General features: G+C 61.2%; 11 protein-coding genes and 2 pseudogenes. 5 read left to right on the plus strand and 8 right to left on the minus strand.

What is annotated here, in order from left to right; genetic code table 11:
- Positions 1–12 precede the first annotated feature (12 nt).
- Positions 13–1,086 (plus strand): hypothetical protein, encoded by a 1,074-nt coding sequence (locus V1289_RS36610; RefSeq protein WP_334403526.1) that lies wholly within the window; start codon positions 13–15, stop codon positions 1,084–1,086.
- A 277-nt stretch (positions 1,087–1,363) separates the two neighbouring features.
- Here V1289_RS36610 and V1289_RS36615 read toward each other — a convergent pair whose 3' ends face one another.
- Positions 1,364–1,741, minus strand: coding sequence for a hypothetical protein (locus V1289_RS36615; RefSeq protein WP_334403528.1), 378 nt, complete (start codon positions 1,739–1,741; stop codon positions 1,364–1,366).
- A 283-nt stretch (positions 1,742–2,024) separates the two neighbouring features.
- Here V1289_RS36615 and V1289_RS36620 point away from each other — a divergent pair.
- Both V1289_RS36620 and V1289_RS36625 read left to right on the plus strand, forming a co-directional pair.
- Positions 2,025–2,441, plus strand: a pseudogene (locus V1289_RS36620) (efflux RND transporter permease subunit); the annotation flags it as partial.
- Between the two features lie 523 nt (positions 2,442–2,964).
- Complete coding sequence (locus V1289_RS36625; RefSeq protein ID WP_074279926.1) at positions 2,965–3,495, plus strand: hypothetical protein; 531 nt, start codon at positions 2,965–2,967, stop codon at positions 3,493–3,495.
- Between the two features lie 119 nt (positions 3,496–3,614).
- Here V1289_RS36625 and V1289_RS36630 read toward each other — a convergent pair whose 3' ends face one another.
- A complete protein-coding gene (locus V1289_RS36630; RefSeq protein WP_309183340.1) occupies positions 3,615–3,743 on the minus strand; it encodes a hypothetical protein in 129 nt (42 codons plus the stop codon).
- A gap of 172 nt (positions 3,744–3,915) precedes the next feature.
- Positions 3,916–5,307: an ammonium transporter gene (locus V1289_RS36635; protein ID WP_334403530.1), complete on the minus strand. Its 1,392-nt coding sequence runs from the start codon at positions 5,305–5,307 to the stop codon at positions 3,916–3,918.
- A 694-nt stretch (positions 5,308–6,001) separates the two neighbouring features.
- Here V1289_RS36635 and V1289_RS36640 point away from each other — a divergent pair.
- Both V1289_RS36640 and V1289_RS36645 read left to right on the plus strand, forming a co-directional pair.
- Positions 6,002–7,516, plus strand: coding sequence for a phage tail sheath family protein (locus V1289_RS36640; RefSeq protein WP_334403532.1), 1,515 nt, complete (start codon positions 6,002–6,004; stop codon positions 7,514–7,516).
- Positions 7,517–7,533: 17 nt separating this feature from the next.
- On the plus strand, positions 7,534–8,748 hold the full coding sequence (locus V1289_RS36645) for a methyltransferase domain-containing protein (RefSeq protein ID WP_334403534.1): 1,215 nt from the start codon (positions 7,534–7,536) through the stop codon (positions 8,746–8,748).
- A gap of 18 nt (positions 8,749–8,766) precedes the next feature.
- Here the strand turns inward: V1289_RS36645 and V1289_RS36650 are convergent, their stop codons facing one another.
- The 5 genes and pseudogenes from V1289_RS36650 to V1289_RS36670 all read right to left on the minus strand — a co-directional run bounded on the left by V1289_RS36650 (position 8,767) and on the right by V1289_RS36670 (position 15,685).
- On the minus strand, positions 8,767–9,648 hold the full coding sequence (locus tag V1289_RS36650) for a sugar ABC transporter substrate-binding protein (RefSeq protein WP_334403536.1): 882 nt from the start codon (positions 9,646–9,648) through the stop codon (positions 8,767–8,769).
- Between the two features lie 220 nt (positions 9,649–9,868).
- Positions 9,869–12,409: a branched-chain amino acid ABC transporter ATP-binding protein/permease gene (locus V1289_RS36655; RefSeq protein ID WP_334403538.1), complete on the minus strand. Its 2,541-nt coding sequence runs from the start codon at positions 12,407–12,409 to the stop codon at positions 9,869–9,871.
- Positions 12,406–13,279, minus strand: a pseudogene (locus tag V1289_RS36660) (branched-chain amino acid ABC transporter permease). Before V1289_RS36660 ends, V1289_RS36655 begins: the two are co-directional and overlap by 4 nt.
- A 110-nt stretch (positions 13,280–13,389) precedes the next feature.
- Entirely contained in the window at positions 13,390–14,628 is a 1,239-nt protein-coding gene (locus V1289_RS36665) for an ABC transporter substrate-binding protein (protein ID WP_334403540.1), read from the minus strand.
- Positions 14,629–14,791: 163 nt separating this feature from the next.
- On the minus strand, positions 14,792–15,685 hold the full coding sequence (locus tag V1289_RS36670; protein ID WP_334403542.1) for an IclR family transcriptional regulator: 894 nt from the start codon (positions 15,683–15,685) through the stop codon (positions 14,792–14,794).
- Between the last annotated feature and the right edge of the window lie 140 nt (positions 15,686–15,825).

The raw sequence follows: 15,825 nt of genomic DNA on the forward strand, positions 1-15,825 counted from the left end.
GTGTCGTTTTGGATGGAACGAGCGATAGCCGAACACGGTGGTCAAGGCGATCGTCGTGAGATGGAATTGCAAGAAGCGCTTGCTGAATCGCTGATGTTCATCAAAGGAAATAGCGAGGAGGCCCTCGCAGCTCTTACCACGGCACTCTCCCTCGCACAGGTTCTGGAACTGCCATGCCACCAGATGCGGCTATCGGCTGCGCATCATACTTTCCTGGTGCGGATTGGAGATTTCCGTGGGGCTGCAGCTGTTGCCGAGCAAAATGCAGCCGTTGCGAGGAGGACATCTGATCCGACAGCAATGATGATGGCAGATTGGATGTTGGGGGTTTCCGATCATCTTCTAGGTGATCAGGCCAGCGCACGGAAGCATTGTGAAACTGCGCTGAAGCAAGCGCCAAATCAGAATTCAAGCCTGATTCGCTCCAGATACGACCAGCGTATTCGCGCCCTACTCACTTTAGCTCGCGCACTTTGGCTGGGAGGCTATGCCAACCGCGCTGTAACAGTTGCAACGCAGGCAATACATCAGGCAACCGAGCTTCACCATCCCGTCTCACTTTGCCTTTGCGGGATCTACAGAGTGACGTTTTTTCTCTGGACAGGCGAATGGTCTGAAGCGGACAGGATTATCGATGGGTTGATTGCATCTGCGGAAAAATACTCCTTACGATGTCATCATGCCATTTGCCTTGGCTTGAAAGGAGAGCTCTCTCTCCGGCAGGGCGATACGGAAGCTGGCCTGCGGCTATTGAATGCCGGTCTTGAGGCGTTAGAGGGAGTTCAGCACGAAACTATGACGCCAGTATTTACCAGCGATTTAGCGATCTGTCTGGCGAGGACAGGGCGACCTGACGAGGCTGACGCTGCCATCGACAAGGCGATGGCGTGTAGACCCCACTTTTATCTTCCCGAGACGATGCGCATTAAAGGAGAACTGCTCGGGTCCGGACCCCTTTCGTCCGAGGCTGAGTATTGGTTCTCACGCTCACTAGATCTTGCGCGGGAGCAATCGGCCCTCGCATGGGAGCTGCGAACGGCAACGAGCCTGGCTCATTTGTGGGCTCGCCAAGGTCGGGGTGAGTAGGCGCGTCGCGTCCTGCGACCGGTATACGACCGATTCACCGAGGGATTCGACACTCTCGATTTAAGGGCCGCGAAACGTCTTCTGGATGAGTTGAAATAGGATTGTCCGGAAGCGGTTCAGCCGGAATCCAGGCCTGCCTGATGCAGTTAGCTCTCGCGTCAACCGCTGGGAGCCAATTCGGAGCGAGTTCGCCAACTCGTATCGAGTTTCAGAATGGAGCGCGAAGCGACTCGAATTCTGCGCGGCAGGTCTCGCTGAAATCTCGCAGGAGATCGATTCATCCGCTGTTCGCTATCTCCCTCAATTCCAGAAAGGTCTTGTTAGGTTTCAGATAGGTATCGACGATGGTTCGCGCGACCAACTCGGCACTTTCGATCGTTTTCGGCGAAGAGAGGATGCGGATTCTACCAACCCGGACATATAGCTCGACCAGTGCCGGTATATCCGCTTTGTCGTGCTGGAGTGCGTCAATATAACATGTCGAAGCCCTCTCAATAAACTCTCTGTAGAGTTCTTGACGCTGGAGTTTGTCCTGCGCGTGCCACTGGGCCGTGGCCTGTACGTGCTGAGTCAACCAAGACGTGAGTATGGATGTAAGTCCGCCAGTGATGGTCCCCGCTAACGCCGCAAGGGCGGAAGTTATGGATGAGTTCATGAGAGTCTCATGCTGGCAGGGTGTTCTCCGACATCACGGAATCGGCCGGCTTCGGGGCCTGGATCTTTCGCCAAAAAGCGGGCCTCCTCTCGGTGCTGGAAACGATAGACATCGTCGGGCCCTCATCATCCTCATGGAGGGAGGCCGGATCACTGCCGCCGGCAGGTTTGCTCGGACTCTCTCTGAATTTACTTTGCAGGGTTGCCGCGGAAGCTCAAGCAGAGAAGGGCCGGTTCTAACCAATCCTAACAACGTCTAACGTGCCGGGGCCCAGCTTCTCTGCAATCTCGATCTCTACGGCCAGATCGGACTCATTGTGTTGATCGCTCTCGCTGCCAAGAACGGAATTCTGATTGTCGAATTCGCCAAGGAGCGGCGCGAGGCAGGCATGGCGATTGACGAGGCGGCTATCCTCGGCGCTCAGACTCGGTTCGGCGCGGTGATGATGACCTCGATCGCCTTCATTCTTGGTCTGCTGCCGCTGGTGATCGCCACCGGTGCTGCGGAGCTTAGCCGGCGCGGCGTTGGAACTCCCGTGTTCGGAGGCATGCTGGCCGCGAGTTCGGTGGGCATTTTCCTTGTGCCGATGCTCTACGTGACATTCCAGAAGTTGCGCGAGCGCGTGAAGGAGCGATTTGGCGGGTCGGTCAAGCAGTTTCCTTCGGATGGCCCTCAGCCGTCCGGTACGAAGGGGCTTTGAAACCACCGACTTGAAGACCTCGAAGGCGCATGTCGACTCTTTGCAGTAACGCGCCCCGGCATGACTTCGTCGACGTCTTATCGGAATGACGCAGCGAACCAGGGTCGGGTAAGGTCTGGTTGTCGAGTTAATTCCCTGCTTTTGGTTTTGAATTCCCTGTTCTTCAAATATTTTCCCTGTTAATTTGAGCAGGGAATGGCGCGACAAGTGGCTGCAGCGCTGCGGTTTCTTGCTATGAAATCGGGCCAAGGAGCCTCAAAAGTGTAAAATTCCCTGTTAGCAGGGAATCGGCCTGGAGACGGGTGCGATCAGCATTGTGTCGCCAGCCATGCGTTCAAGAAATGAAATCGGCCGCTTCCTCAATCGCTGCGATTCATTCCGACCGCGATCGGCGAAATTCTTCTGCCGACGTCGTCATGGAGCAGGTGAAAATCCGAGGCTTCGTACCCACTCTCTCCGAGACACGAAATGGATCAGACAGGCGCAGAGGCGTAAGCTTGGCGTATCCGGGCAGGGTCCAGACATGAACGCAAACCTGGAAGAACGCGATGTGGGTGGCTACTCGGTCGCCTACCGACGCGACGACACCAACTTTCCCGTCTACGTGACGGCCGCGCTGGCCGCGGTGTTCGTCACGGCCGCCTGGATCACCGGCGAAGCCTATTGGCTGGCATTCGCCTTGGCGGCCGCCGGCTTCACCTATTACAACATGCCCTTGCTGGAGACCGGGCGGCCCACCATCGGCGCCAATCAGTATGGCATCTTTATCCAGGCCTTCGGACTGATCCGGTGGCGCGCGATCGAATATATCGGTCTGGCGGAGATCGCCGAGCGCGCGATGACCGTTCACGAGCTGCAGATCGTGCTCAACGCGCCGCTCGGCAGCGCGCTCGTGGCCGACTGGCGCAAGCAGCCGAACTATCGCCGGCTGATGCGCCTGCCGTGGCGCATGGACCACAACGGCGTGGTGCGGGTCAACGTGGAACCGTTCGACCAGCCGGCCGATGAGATCCACCGGACGTTCCTCAGGATGTTGCGCTATTACCGGAGCTAGCGCATGGAACCCATCGCCACCGCCGCCCCCAACACGCGCAACCGGGACATCCTGGCATGCAACGGCCCGTCGGGCATCCGTGGCTCCGGCCCGATCCGCTCGATCACGTCTTACTTCGTTCAGCCGCCGAACGCCTCATCGCGGAAATGCGCGTCCGAGATCTGTGCATCCGGATGGTGCGTGATGGTCATGAACCAAACGAGGCTGAAGAACAGCGACCATGCTGTGTCCCAATAGACCCAGTTCATGTGGCTCCTCGCTTGCGCTCAGGCACCGGTCCGGCCTGTCCTTGGCCGCGAGCCTGGATTGCTTCCACCCTGTTCCGGGCAGCTTGTTCGCGGCGAGCGCTGGATCATGACCCGATCGAATCTGATCGGATCATGCTCCAACGCCCGGCGACGCTGCTTTGACGTCAATTGCTTATTGTACGACTTCTCCATGCAGCGCGAGGTCGAGGCCCTCGCGTTCGATATCCTCCGTCACGCGCAGCCCGACGAACATCTTGACCACGAACAGGATGATCAGGCTGACCACGGCATCATAGACGAATACGGTGGCGACGCCGATGCACTGGTTGAAGAACTGAGCAACGTTCCCCTCCAGCACGCCCGCCGTTCCGCCATATTGCTCGACCGCGAACACCCCGGTCAGCAGTGCGCCGACGATGCCGCCAACCGCGTGCACGCCGAAGCAATCCAGCGCATCGTCATAGCTGAACAAGCGCTTGAGCCCGGTGCATCCCCAGTAGCAGACAGCGCCCGCGGCCACGCCGATGGCAAAGGCGCCGACGGGGCCGACGAAGCCGGAAGCCGGCGTAATGGCGACGAGGCCCGCGACCGCACCGGAGCAGATGCCGACGACGGTCGGCTTGCCCTTCAGCGCCCATTCCACCAGCATCCACGTGAACCCGGCGACAGCGGTGGCAATCTGGGTCACCAGCATGGCCATGCCGGCCTGCATGCCTGCCGTCACGGCAGAGCCCGCGTTGAAGCCGAACCAGCCAACCCACAGCAGCGAGGCGCCGATGAAGGTGAGCACCATGTTGTGCGCCGGCCCGGTCTCCTTGCGCTTGCCGAGCATGATGGCGCACATCAGTCCGGCGACGCCGGCGTTGATGTGCACGACCGTGCCGCCCGCGAAATCGAGTACCTTCACCAACGCGGCATCGTTGCCGGAGGAGAAGATCCCGTCAGGTCCCCAGACCCAGTGCGCGATCGGCGCATAGACGAAAATCGCCCACAGCCCGATGAACCAGAGCATGGCCGAGAATTTCATGCGCTCGGCGAACGCGCCGGCAATCAGCGCCGGCGTAATGATGGCGAACGTCATCTGGAAGCAGATGTAGACGCTTTCCGGGATGGTCGCGGCGAGGGGATTGGGATTGCCGATACCTCCCTTGCCGATGTCACTCAGGATGTCCTTGAGGAACATGCGGTCCAGGCCGCCGATAAAGGGCGTGCCGGCGCGAAACGCCATGCTGTAGGTGACGAGCGCGAAAAGGATCGTGACGAGGCAGGTGACGGCGAAACTGGTCATCACGGTGTCGCCGACGTTCTTCTTGCGCACCATGCCGCCATAGAACAGCCCAAGGCCCGGGATCGTCATCATCAACACGAGTGCGACCGAAGCGAGCATCCATGCGGTGTCGCCGGAATTGGGAGTGCATTTCTCGAGAATCTTGCCGCCGCAGGCTGGCGGGCCCGCGTCTTCCGCGAATGCGATGTCACTCAGTAGAAAGCAGAGCAGCGCAGTCCCCAAGAGAGCAGCCACGAAAGGTACGAGTCTTTGCCGCGCGTATTTCCAGGATTCCATTGTCTCCACTCCTCGTCACAAGAGATGTCGGTTAAGATTTATCCAGCCTTCCCCCAGTCTCTCCATTTGCGAACGCGAACGGCGCGCTCGATCGGACGAGGCAAGGATCCTGTCCTCGCCCGCCTGTTCCCTTCTCGCTGTAGTTCGAATTGCCGTCGTGATCGCGCCGCTCCGCTGCCCGGGGGCGACAACAAGATCAGTCCTGATGATGGGCACAAAGCCGACACTCTGCTCGGCGCTGGGGTAACCGCGCCGGCGTCAAGCGACGGGAGATTGGTAGCGAATGGCCCCATGGCTTACCGGCCTTTCCCCGCTGCTTAGCCAGGGTCGGACAATGCCGTTGACGTTCCCGCATCCAATTTTTAACCTTTTTCAATCAAGATTCATGCCATCGGTATTGTTCGCACAACCTATTGAATTGTCAGCAATTCCAGTTCGCACGACCGGAACAGTTCGGTCCTTTGCCGATTCTTGTGGCAGAGTTGCCTATGAAAACAGCAGTGCTGGGCCCTTGAGCAGTCGCACTTTCGTGGAACTCGCACGCTGGGCAATCTCCGCATAATCACGTACGACAAAACACGTTGTGATACGTCCGGCTTTCCCATGCGCGTGTTGGCTTGCAAGCCGAACAGCGTGACGAGCTGTTTGCGCACAGGCATTGCTTCGTTTTATCCCTTTCGGGTCTGGAGCGCCCATGCCGATCCCGGTTAAATATCCCGGCGTCTCCGTCCAGGAGATCCCCAACGTCACCATCACCGGTGTCGAAACCTCGATCACAGCCTTTGTCGGTCGCGCGATGATGGGCCCGCTTGCGCCGATGCACTGCTTCAGCGCAGCGGATTTCGAGCGCTCCTTTGGCGGACGGACCACTGGTTATCCGCTGGGTAACGCCGTTGAGGATTTCTTTGGCAACGGCGGCAGCCATGCGATCATCGTGCGCGTGTTCAAGGCGCCGGCCGGAGCGGGGGATGGGCTGGCGCGCGCCGACGGCGGCGGATTGACGCTGGTGGCGGCCGCGCCTGGCGCCTGGCCCAATGGCCATCTGTTGATGTCGATCGACGCCACCCTTGGCTCTGTCGATTCGTTCAATCTGACGCTGACATACAAGGCGCCCGACGGCAGCGAGACCGTCGAACGCTTTCAAAACGTCTCGATCAAGGGCGACGCCGGGCCGCACAGGCTGGACCGGGTGCTGGAGACACAGTCACAACTCGCCCGCGTGCCGGGCGATCCGCTGCCGGTGGCCACGCCGACCGCCGCAACCCATGTAGCGTTTGCCGGCGGCGCCGACAGCGTCGATCTCACTGCCGCGGACCTCGCCGGCAATCCGGAACTGCGCACCGGCATCTACGCGCTCGACAATTTCGATCTGTTCAACCTCATGTGCATCCCGCCGGATCCGGCGGATGCCGACTACGGCGATCTCGAGACGCTGTATCAAGCCGCGGCGCTGTATTGCCTGAAGCGCCGCGCGATGCTGATCCTCGACCCACCGAAGGCATGGAGCGACCACGCCCGCCAGGGCAGGCTCGACCAGATCCAGCCGAGCGATCTTGGAATCGGCGGACCGGAACTGGAGGCGCGCAATTGCGCCGTCTACTTCCCGCGGATCAGGAAAGCGGATCCCAAGACCGGCCAGATCGAAACCTTCCCGCCCTGCGGCGCGATCGCCGGCATCTTCGCGGCGACCGACAATTTGCGCGGGGTGTGGAAGGCGCCGGCCGGCATCACGGCCGGCATTGGCGGCATCAATGGGCTCGAGTTCAGCCTCAACGATGAACAGAACGGGCAGCTCAATCCCCTGGGCATCAACTGTCTGCGCAATTTTCCGGTCGTGGGTCCGGTGGTGTGGGGCGCGCGCACCCTGCGCGGCGCGGACCTGCTGTCGGACGATTACAAATACGTTCCGGTGCGGCGGCTCGCGCTCTACATCGAGGAGAGCCTTGTTCGCGGCACCAAATTCGCCGTGTTCGAGCCCAACGGTGAAGCCCTCTGGTCGACATTGCGGCAGACCATCGGGGCGTTCATGACCGGTCTCTTCCAACAGGGCGCGTTTTATGGCTACGACGTGGCCTGCGACGGGACTACCACCACGCAAGACGACATCGATCGCGGGGTGGTCAACGTTCGCGTCGCCTTCGCCCCGGTGAAGCCGGCCGAATTCATCGTGCTGCAGATTCAGCAGCAAGCCGGCCAGACTGCGCCGTAGGGAGTTGCCTGGATACCATGGCATCTGAGGGGATTATTTTGCGCGACGCCAAACAGGGTGCCGTTGCCGAGATGGAGACGTTTCTGGCGCGTTCCGTCCGGGGCCTCGAATGGCTGGCGGCGGCTGAGATCGAGACGGATTTGTGCGGCGAGATCGTCGAAGTCGGGCATCGGGAAATCGTTTTCAGGGCACCCCGTGATTCGAAAATACCGCAGCTCGGCAGCATCGACGATCTGTTCTTCGTCTGCGGGACAATCGACGCAATCGACCACACGCGCGCGAGTCTGTCGCGATTGGGGGAGGGGTTACGAAAACTTCCGCTCCCGCGCTTCCTGGCGAAGGTCGAGAGATTTCGTCCCGTTCGGCGATCATCGGGCTTTGAGGTTGTCGGCAGCTTTCTCGGGCGCCGGAACTACAATCGCAAGGAGATTGAAACATCGGCGGGAGAAGCGATCGCCGGGATCGTGAGCCTGCCGTTCTTCGATCACGATTTGATTGATCCGGGCGCCGTCGATGTCAGCTTTCGAATTCACATCCGGGATACCCAGGCCATCGTCGGGCTTCGCGTCACCTCTCGTCCGCTGCATCGCCGAGATTACCGGACAGCCTCGATCCCGGGCGCGCTGCATCCGCCGGTGGCGTTTGCGATGGCGATGCTGGGCGGCGCTCAGCCGGGTCATCTCATCACCGATCCATGCTGCGGGACCGGAACGTTGCTCGTTGAGGCCAAGCGTCTGATACCGGATATCATGACAGTCGGTTCCGACTTCGGCGAGGTCTCGCTGCAGGCCGCGCGCAACAACGGGATCAACGCCGGTTGCGCGTTGTGGCTCGCCAGAGCCGACCTCGGCCGATTGCCGTATCGTGACGGCTCAGCGGACTGTGTGCTGGCGAATTTGCCCTGGGGGCAGGCCGTGCAGCCGGAAGGAATTGTCCGGAACGATATTGGGTTGGCGATCTCCGAGATACTCCGCGTCCTTGCGCGCGACGGCAACGCCGTTCTGCTGATGCCGCCTGCTGACGACATGCTGGATAAGAGGTGCCGGACCCTGTGGCCTATTCCAATAAGGGTGGCCGGGCGCTGGACCACGATTTACGTCGTGGCCGGCAACAAATACGCGAACAGGCGTCCGGCCTGTCTCGAGACGCGCTACGGGCCCTCGCTGCAGCGGATGTGGGACAGGTTTGGCGATATCGCCGTTGTCGGAGCACCCGCTGACGGGGCGGCGTAGCCTGGGCCCTGTTCGCTCTCACTTCGCCACTTCGCTCCATTCCGGACAGGTGCGCTGCTCGATCGGAATCAGCCACGCCCTGTAGTTGGTCTGGTCGATCACCTCGGCGGGCAGGACGATCTTCTCCGGCACGGGTTCCTGCCTGAGGTAACGCACCGCCGCGCGGGTCGCCGTGCAGCCGATCTTGAACATGTTGAAATCGACCGACGCGAGCATCGCGCCGGTCTCGATCAGCTTCACCACCGGCAAAATGCCGTTGATGCCGATCACGATCGATGAACGGTTGCCGGCTCTCAGGGCCTTCAGCACGCCGAGCGCCATGCTGTCATTGGCCGAGAGCACGGCATCGATCTGGGGATGCTCGGCCATCAGCTTCTCCATCACGCGCCTGGCGTCCGGCTGCTGGTAGTTGCCGATACCGGAGCCCAGAACTTCGATGCCGGGAAACTCGGCGAAGGCGCGCTTATATCCGCGAACGCGCTCGCGATTGGTCGGCGCTGCCGGGGTGCCTTCAATGAAGACGATCCTGCCGTTGCCGCCGAGCTTTTCAAACAGATAGCGCGCCTGGCGGTAGCCGATCTCGAAATCGTCGGCCCCGACATAGGTGACGAAGCTGCCCGGGATCGGATTGGAAACCAGGATCACGGGGATTTTCGCGTCGTTGAGCCGCTTCACCGAATCGATCATCGCGACATCGTCGACCGGGATAAAGATGACGGCGTCCGGTCGGTCCTTGAGAACCTGATCCACCATCGCAATCTGCTCGTCGACGCTATCTGGCTGCTTCGGCACGTAATGCACGATTTGCGCGCCGCTGGAGCGCGCGATCCGGTCGGATGCGATGCGGAATGCGTCATAGGCCGGATTGGTCCGGTTCTTGGTGAACACGGCGATGGTCATCTTGCTATCAGCTGCGTTCGTGCCGGCGGACCGTTGCTCCGGTTATGACTGCTGCGATTAGACGCTTCATTGTCGTGTCCGTGCAACTAATTTGACGTCATTGCGAGGAGCGAAGCGACGAAGCAATCCATACTTCCTGTACGACGGCATGGATTGCTTCGCGGAGCCTGTCATCGGGCGCGCATTCGCGCGACCCGTTGGCTCGCAATGACGGCATAAATCAAAGCCACAATATCTTCTTGCGGTATTCGAGGTCGGTCAGCAGCGGCTCGGCGGGTCCCTCGTGGAACACGGCACCGCGTTCCAGCGCAAAGACGCGGTCGGCCAGCGCCAGCACCAGATCGAGACTGTGCTCGACGATCACGATCGAGGTGTGGCGGCGCAGCAGGTCGAACACTTTGAATAGTTCGAGGATCACGGCCGGCGCGAGACCCTCGAACGGCTCGTCCAGCAGCAACAGCTTGACATTGCCGGACATGGCGCGCGCCACCGCCACCATCTGCTGTTCGCCGCCGGACAGATAATCCGCGGCGACGTCCATTCGCTCTTTCAGGCGCGGAAAATAGTCGAGGATTTGTTGTTCGCTCCACACCACGCCATGGCTGCCGTCGGTCTTGCGCGCGAGGCGGCCGAGCGCGAGATTTTCGCGCACCGTCATGCCCGCGAACAGGCCGCGGCCCTGCGGCACATAGCCGATCCCCGATCGCGAGATATCCGGTGCCGGCAGGCCGGCGATGTTGCGGCCTTCATATTCGATTCTGCCGGAGGCAAGCGGCACCAGCCCGGCGAGGGTCTTCAGCAATGTCGATTTGCCGGCGCCGTTGCGGCCGAGCAGGGCGACGATTTCGCCTTCGCGCACGTCCAGCGTCGCGTCGTGCAGGATATGGCTCTTGGCGTAGAAGGTGTTGACGCGCTCGAAGCGCAATACTTGGGCGGCACTTTCCTTGGCCTCATCGCTGCGCTGATGCACCACCTCGGGAATGCCGGTGCCGGTGTAGATCTCCTGCACCCGGCGATCGGCGCGAACGGCGTCCGGGGTGCCGGTCATCAGCACCTCACCCTGGTTCATGACGGTCACCGTGTGTGAAAAGCCCAGCACGCGGTCGATGTCGTGCTCGACGATCAGCACTGGAATATTGGCGGCGACGTTTTTTATCAGGTTCGACACCCGTTCGCGCTCAGCGGCGGCGAGTCCGGCCAGCGGTTCGTCGAGCAGCAGCACCTGTGGCTTGGAACCGAGCGCGATGCCGAGGTCAACCAGCCGCTGCCCGCCATAAGAGAGTTCGCCGCCTTCGATCTCCTCGATGCCTTCAAGACTGAGGAATTTGATCAGCTCGGCGGTTTCCGCGTGAACCTCGGGATAGCTATCTATGTCGCGCCAGAGATCGAAGCGCATGTCGCGCCGCGCCTGCAGCGAAAGCCTCAAGTTTTCGTAGATCGACAATTCCTTGAACAAATTGGTGATCTGGAACGAACGTGCCAGTCCCTGATGGCAGATCAGGTCGGACGGCACGCCCTGAATCTCGCGGCCGTTGAGGCGAATGGTGCCGTTATCGGTTGGAAACAGTCCCGATACCAGGTTGAACAGCGTGGTCTTCCCGGCGCCGTTCGGACCGATCAGGGCGTGGATTTGACCGGCGCCGATCTGCAGGCTGGCGTTGGTGACGGCGCGGATGCCGCCAAAACTCTTTGAGACGGCTTCAACCTGCAACACGGTGCCTTTGAGCGCTTCGGGCGTCAGGAAAGCCGGCAGCGGCAAGCCCTCGTAGATCTTGCGCTTGCTCATGGCGGCGGATTCCTCCGGCGCCGGCCAGAAGCGCTTGCTTAACGTGGCCCAGATGCCGACCAGGCCGCCGGGCGAGTACAGCACGAAGGCGACGAAGATCAGTCCGAACCAAAGCAGCCAGTTCGGCGTCCAGATGGAAAATAACTCGCGGAACACGATGAAGAACAGCGCGCCGAGCGCCGGTCCCAGCATGCTGCGCATGCCGCCGATCACGACCATGGCAAGGAGTTCACCGGAAAATGGCACCGAGACTGCTTCGGCCGAAACGAGATAGGTCTGGAACGCAAGCAGTGCGCCGGCGAGCCCGGTCACCACGGCCGAGATCACGAAGACACCAAGCTTGTAGCGCTCGACCGGATAGCCCTGGAACGTCGCGCGCAACTGGTTTTCGCGGATCGCCACCAGCACATGACCGAACGGCGAGCGTACCAGCCGCAGCAGCAGATACAGCACGCCTAACCCGATCAGTGCGACGACAATGTAAAAGGCGAGCGCGTTGTCGAGGCTGATCGTTCCGATGCTGCCGCGCTTCAAACCGCCCAGGCCGTCTTCTCCGCCGGTCACGGCACTCCAGCGGAACGCGATGGTATAAGTCAGCGCTGCCAGCGCCAGCGTCAACAGCGAGAAGTACACACCGCGGCGTCGTAAGATGATGATGCCTGCCAACGTCGACAACACCGCGACCACGGCCATCGACAGCAGCAGCGGCAGCCATATCTTGCCGCCGAACCAGTGCAGCTGGATCAAGCCTGCGGCATAGGCGCCGATGCCGAACCAGGTGCCGTGGCCGAACGACACTAGCCCGGTGTAGCCGACGCACAGATTGAGCCCCATGGTCGCGATCGCAAGCGTCACCACCATGGTCCCGGTGTTTAGCGAGAGCCCGAGCAACGCCAGGGCGAACGGCAGAACGACGAGCGCGAGGCTCGCGAACGCCAATGGCCGGTATTTTTGCATAGGCGATGCAGTCTTCATTCGAATTTCTCGATACGCTCGCCGAGCAACCCGCGCGGGCGCACCAGCAACACCAGAAACATCAGCACGTAGATCGATGCCTCTCCTGCCGCCGGTTGGAAGTGGATGGTGATGCCGCGCACGACGCCGACGAGCAATGCTGCGATCACGACGCCCCAGAAGCTGCCGAGACCGCCGATCACCACCACGACAAAGGCAACAGTGATGATTTCCGCTCCCATGGCCGGGTGCACGATCGTGATCGGGGCAAAGAAGGCGCCGCCCATCGCGGCCATGCCGACGCCAAGCATGACGATCGCAGTCATGTATGGTTGCAACCGGATGCCCAACGCTGCGACCATGTCCGGCCGTTGAATGCCGGCGCGGACCACGCGGCCGAACGAGGTCTTGTGCAGCAGGAGCCAGACCCCAAGCAGTACGGCCGCAACCACCGCCAGCAGCATCACGCGGTAGCGCGAAAACAGGAAGTCGCCGACGATCACCACCGCGAAACACCGGCGGGATCGACGCCGACAGCGGGGCCGCACCCCACACGATGCGTATCGCCTGCTCGGCGACCATTGCGAGGCCGAAAGTCACGAGCAGGCTCAGGATCGGATCGGCGGTGTAGAAGCGGCGCAGGATGTATCGCTCGAACAGGATGCCGAGCATCGCCACCGCGACCGGCGACAATACGGCGGCAGGCCCGAAGCCGAGATATTTTGTGATTTCGACCGATACATAGGCGCCCAGCGCATAAAACGCGCCATGCGCCAGGTTGACCACGCCGCCGACGCTGAAGATCAGCGACAGCCCGAGCGCGATCAAGAGATAATAGCCTCCGAGCACGAGGCCATTGACCACCTGTTCCAGCAAGAAACCGAGTTGCATTTTTTATCCCGAGGCACAATGTGTCGGCGGCGGTGGCGACCGTGCCGAAAAAAGACGATCGCCCGGCGCGCGCCCGGATCGGAGCGGACGCCGGGTAACTGACGCGGTGGTTACAGGGAGCAGGGATTCTGTTCTTTGGTCGGCGCCAGCGATTCCAGCGGTTCGCCGGCTGCGGGAAGTGCGGCGCCCAGCGCAATGAAGTCCCACTGATCCTTGGCCTGGCCCTTGGGCCTGACCGTGAACGGATAGGCTTCCTGCATCAGCTGATGGTCCCACGCCCGGAAATGCGCCTTGCGCGCTTTCAGGATGTCGAACTCCGTCTCTTTTTCAAAATAGGCGATCAGCTTGTCGGTGTCGGTCGACTTGGTCTCGTTCATGGCTTGCGCCATGATCTTGAACGATACGTATTCGATCCATGCATGGTTCTCGGGCGGCTTGCCGTACTTCCTGGTGAAGTTCGCCACGAAGGCCTTGGACGCCGGCACGTCCAGGGTGTGATACCAGACCGTCGGCCAGGTGCCGCTCAGATTGCCGTCACCCGCCGCCCAGGCATCGGCGGTGTTGAGGTTGAAGCCGACGATCGGATAGGGCAGGTCGAATTCGGCATATTGCTTGATCAGGGTTGTCACCTGATTGCCGGCCAGATTTGAGCAGACCACGTCGGGCTTGGCCTGCCGGATCTTGAGCAGATAGGGGCTGAAGTCGGTCACGTCGGTCGCGATCAACTCGTCGCCGATCAGGTTGCCCTGGCTCGCACCGAAGAAACGCTTGGCTGCGGCCAGCAGATCGTGGCCGAAAATATAGTCGGCAGTCAGCGTGAAGAATTTCTTGTCCTTCACCATATTTTCGCGAAGCAGCGCCTTGCCGACGGTGTTCACCATCACCGTGTTCGGGATGTCCATGTGGAACGTGTATTTGTTGCAGTTCTTGCCGCGTAGCGCGTCGGATCGCGCGCCGGTTTGCAGGAACAGCCGCTTGTTGCGGTTGGCCACCTGCATGATGGTCAGCGCCGAGGCTGAATTGATCTCGCCCACCAGCACGGCTGCGCCATCTTGCTCGAGCATGCGTTGAGCCTTGGTCGCGGCGGTGGCGGGATTGACCGAATCTTCCGACATGACATCGAGCCGGCGCCCCATGACACCGCCGGCCTGGTTGATTTCTTCCACCGCCAGTTTCATCCCGAGGGTGGCATAGGTGCCGAGGGCGCCGAGAAAACCCGTCAGTGGCGTGAGGTGGCCGATCTTGATCCTGGCTTCCTCGGCGCGGACGATCGCCGGAAATCCGAGTGTCGAGGCGCCGGCAAACGCGGCGCCCGTTTTCAACAATGTACGTCGGCTGTAGCGGGTCATGCTGGTCTCCTCCCAGGGGCGCGTCGCGACGTCCTGCCTCCGATTCCCGGCTATGCGAGAATGTGAGAGACGTTTCTTTATTATCGGAGGATAATTCCGGACGCAGTCGTCCCTGTCAACGCCAATTGCGTCACAGATTCGCCGTCAGACGCCTGGGCAGGCTTCAGGAGGACTTCGCCGCGCCTCTGGCGCCGAACTCGGCGGACAGCCGGTTGGCGGCGGTTTGCACCAGTTTGGCGCGGCTTTGCAGTACCTGGTCCGACATGCGCCAGATCGGGCCGGAGATGCCGAGCGCCCCGATCACTTCGCCAGTGAAATTGTAAACGGGCACGGCGACGCACCGCACTTCCGGATTGAACTCGCCGTCGTCGAACGCGATCGCGGTACGCCGGATCTCGGTGATTTCGCGCAGCAGCACCGATTGATCGGTGACCGACTTCTTGGTCGAGGGTTTCAGTTCGACCCGTTCGAGGAAGCGCTTCAGCTGGTCCGGGCGAAGCGAGGCCAGGATGATCTTGCCGAGCGCCGTGCAATGCGCCGGCCGCACCACGCCGACCCGGTCGGTCAGCTGGAACGCCCCGGTCCCGCTGGTGCGGGCGATGACGACCACCGCATCGCCCATTCGCACGGCAAAATGGCCGCTTTCGCCGGTTTCCCGCGACAGATCCTCCAGCACCGGCGTCGCCAGATTGACCATTTCGATTTCGTCGAGTGCGCTGGCGGCCAATGCAAACAGCGGCCGGCCGACGCGGTAGCGCTTGGAATCGCGTTCCTGCCGCATGTAGCCGAGCGAGACCATGGTCTTGGCGAGGTGGAAGGTGGTGGAGTTGTGCAGCCCCACCCGTTTGCTGAGTTCCGCAAGCCCAATGCCTTCGCGGTGACGCGCGACTTCCTCGAGGATCGCGAACGCGCGCCCGAGCGACTGCACCCCACTGCGCTGGCGATCTTCGGCGTCGTCGTCGATATTGGGCTCGCTCGATGGCACCAGCTGGGCGATCACCGTCTTGCGTGGACTGGCCGGCTTGTCGCTCGGCTTCGGCTTGGTGCGCGATTTCACGGAATCAGGTCTCCACGTGGACAGGGCCGAACTTTATCAGGCCGTCCTCGACAATGAACAGCATCTTGCCTCATTGCGGGCCGTCTCTGACTATACCACAATAGCAATTGACGTACAGTATTATGAGAAATAGGGTTCCG

Origin of the sequence: Bradyrhizobium sp. AZCC 2289 (genome assembly GCF_036924615.1) — a bacterium.
Lineage (GTDB): Bacteria > Pseudomonadota > Alphaproteobacteria > Rhizobiales > Xanthobacteraceae > Bradyrhizobium.

Bases quoted from the DNA above. Each gene is read 5' to 3' on its own strand.
- V1289_RS36610 (WP_334403526.1), top strand. From the start codon at position 13: ATGGAACGAGCGATAGCCGAACACGGTGGTCAAGGCGATCGTCGTGAG.
- V1289_RS36615 (WP_334403528.1), bottom strand. From the start codon at position 1,741: ATGAACTCATCCATAACTTCCGCCCTTGCGGCGTTAGCGGGGACCATC.
- V1289_RS36625 (WP_074279926.1), top strand. From the start codon at position 2,965: ATGAACGCAAACCTGGAAGAACGCGATGTGGGTGGCTACTCGGTCGCC.
- V1289_RS36630 (WP_309183340.1), bottom strand. From the start codon at position 3,743: ATGAACTGGGTCTATTGGGACACAGCATGGTCGCTGTTCTTCAGCCTC.
- V1289_RS36635 (WP_334403530.1), bottom strand. From the start codon at position 5,307: ATGGAATCCTGGAAATACGCGCGGCAAAGACTCGTACCTTTCGTGGCT.
- V1289_RS36640 (WP_334403532.1), top strand. From the start codon at position 6,002: ATGCCGATCCCGGTTAAATATCCCGGCGTCTCCGTCCAGGAGATCCCC.
- V1289_RS36645 (WP_334403534.1), top strand. From the start codon at position 7,534: ATGGCATCTGAGGGGATTATTTTGCGCGACGCCAAACAGGGTGCCGTT.
- V1289_RS36650 (WP_334403536.1), bottom strand. From the start codon at position 9,648: ATGACCATCGCCGTGTTCACCAAGAACCGGACCAATCCGGCCTATGAC.
- V1289_RS36655 (WP_334403538.1), bottom strand. From the start codon at position 12,409: ATGAAGACTGCATCGCCTATGCAAAAATACCGGCCATTGGCGTTCGCG.
- V1289_RS36665 (WP_334403540.1), bottom strand. From the start codon at position 14,628: ATGACCCGCTACAGCCGACGTACATTGTTGAAAACGGGCGCCGCGTTT.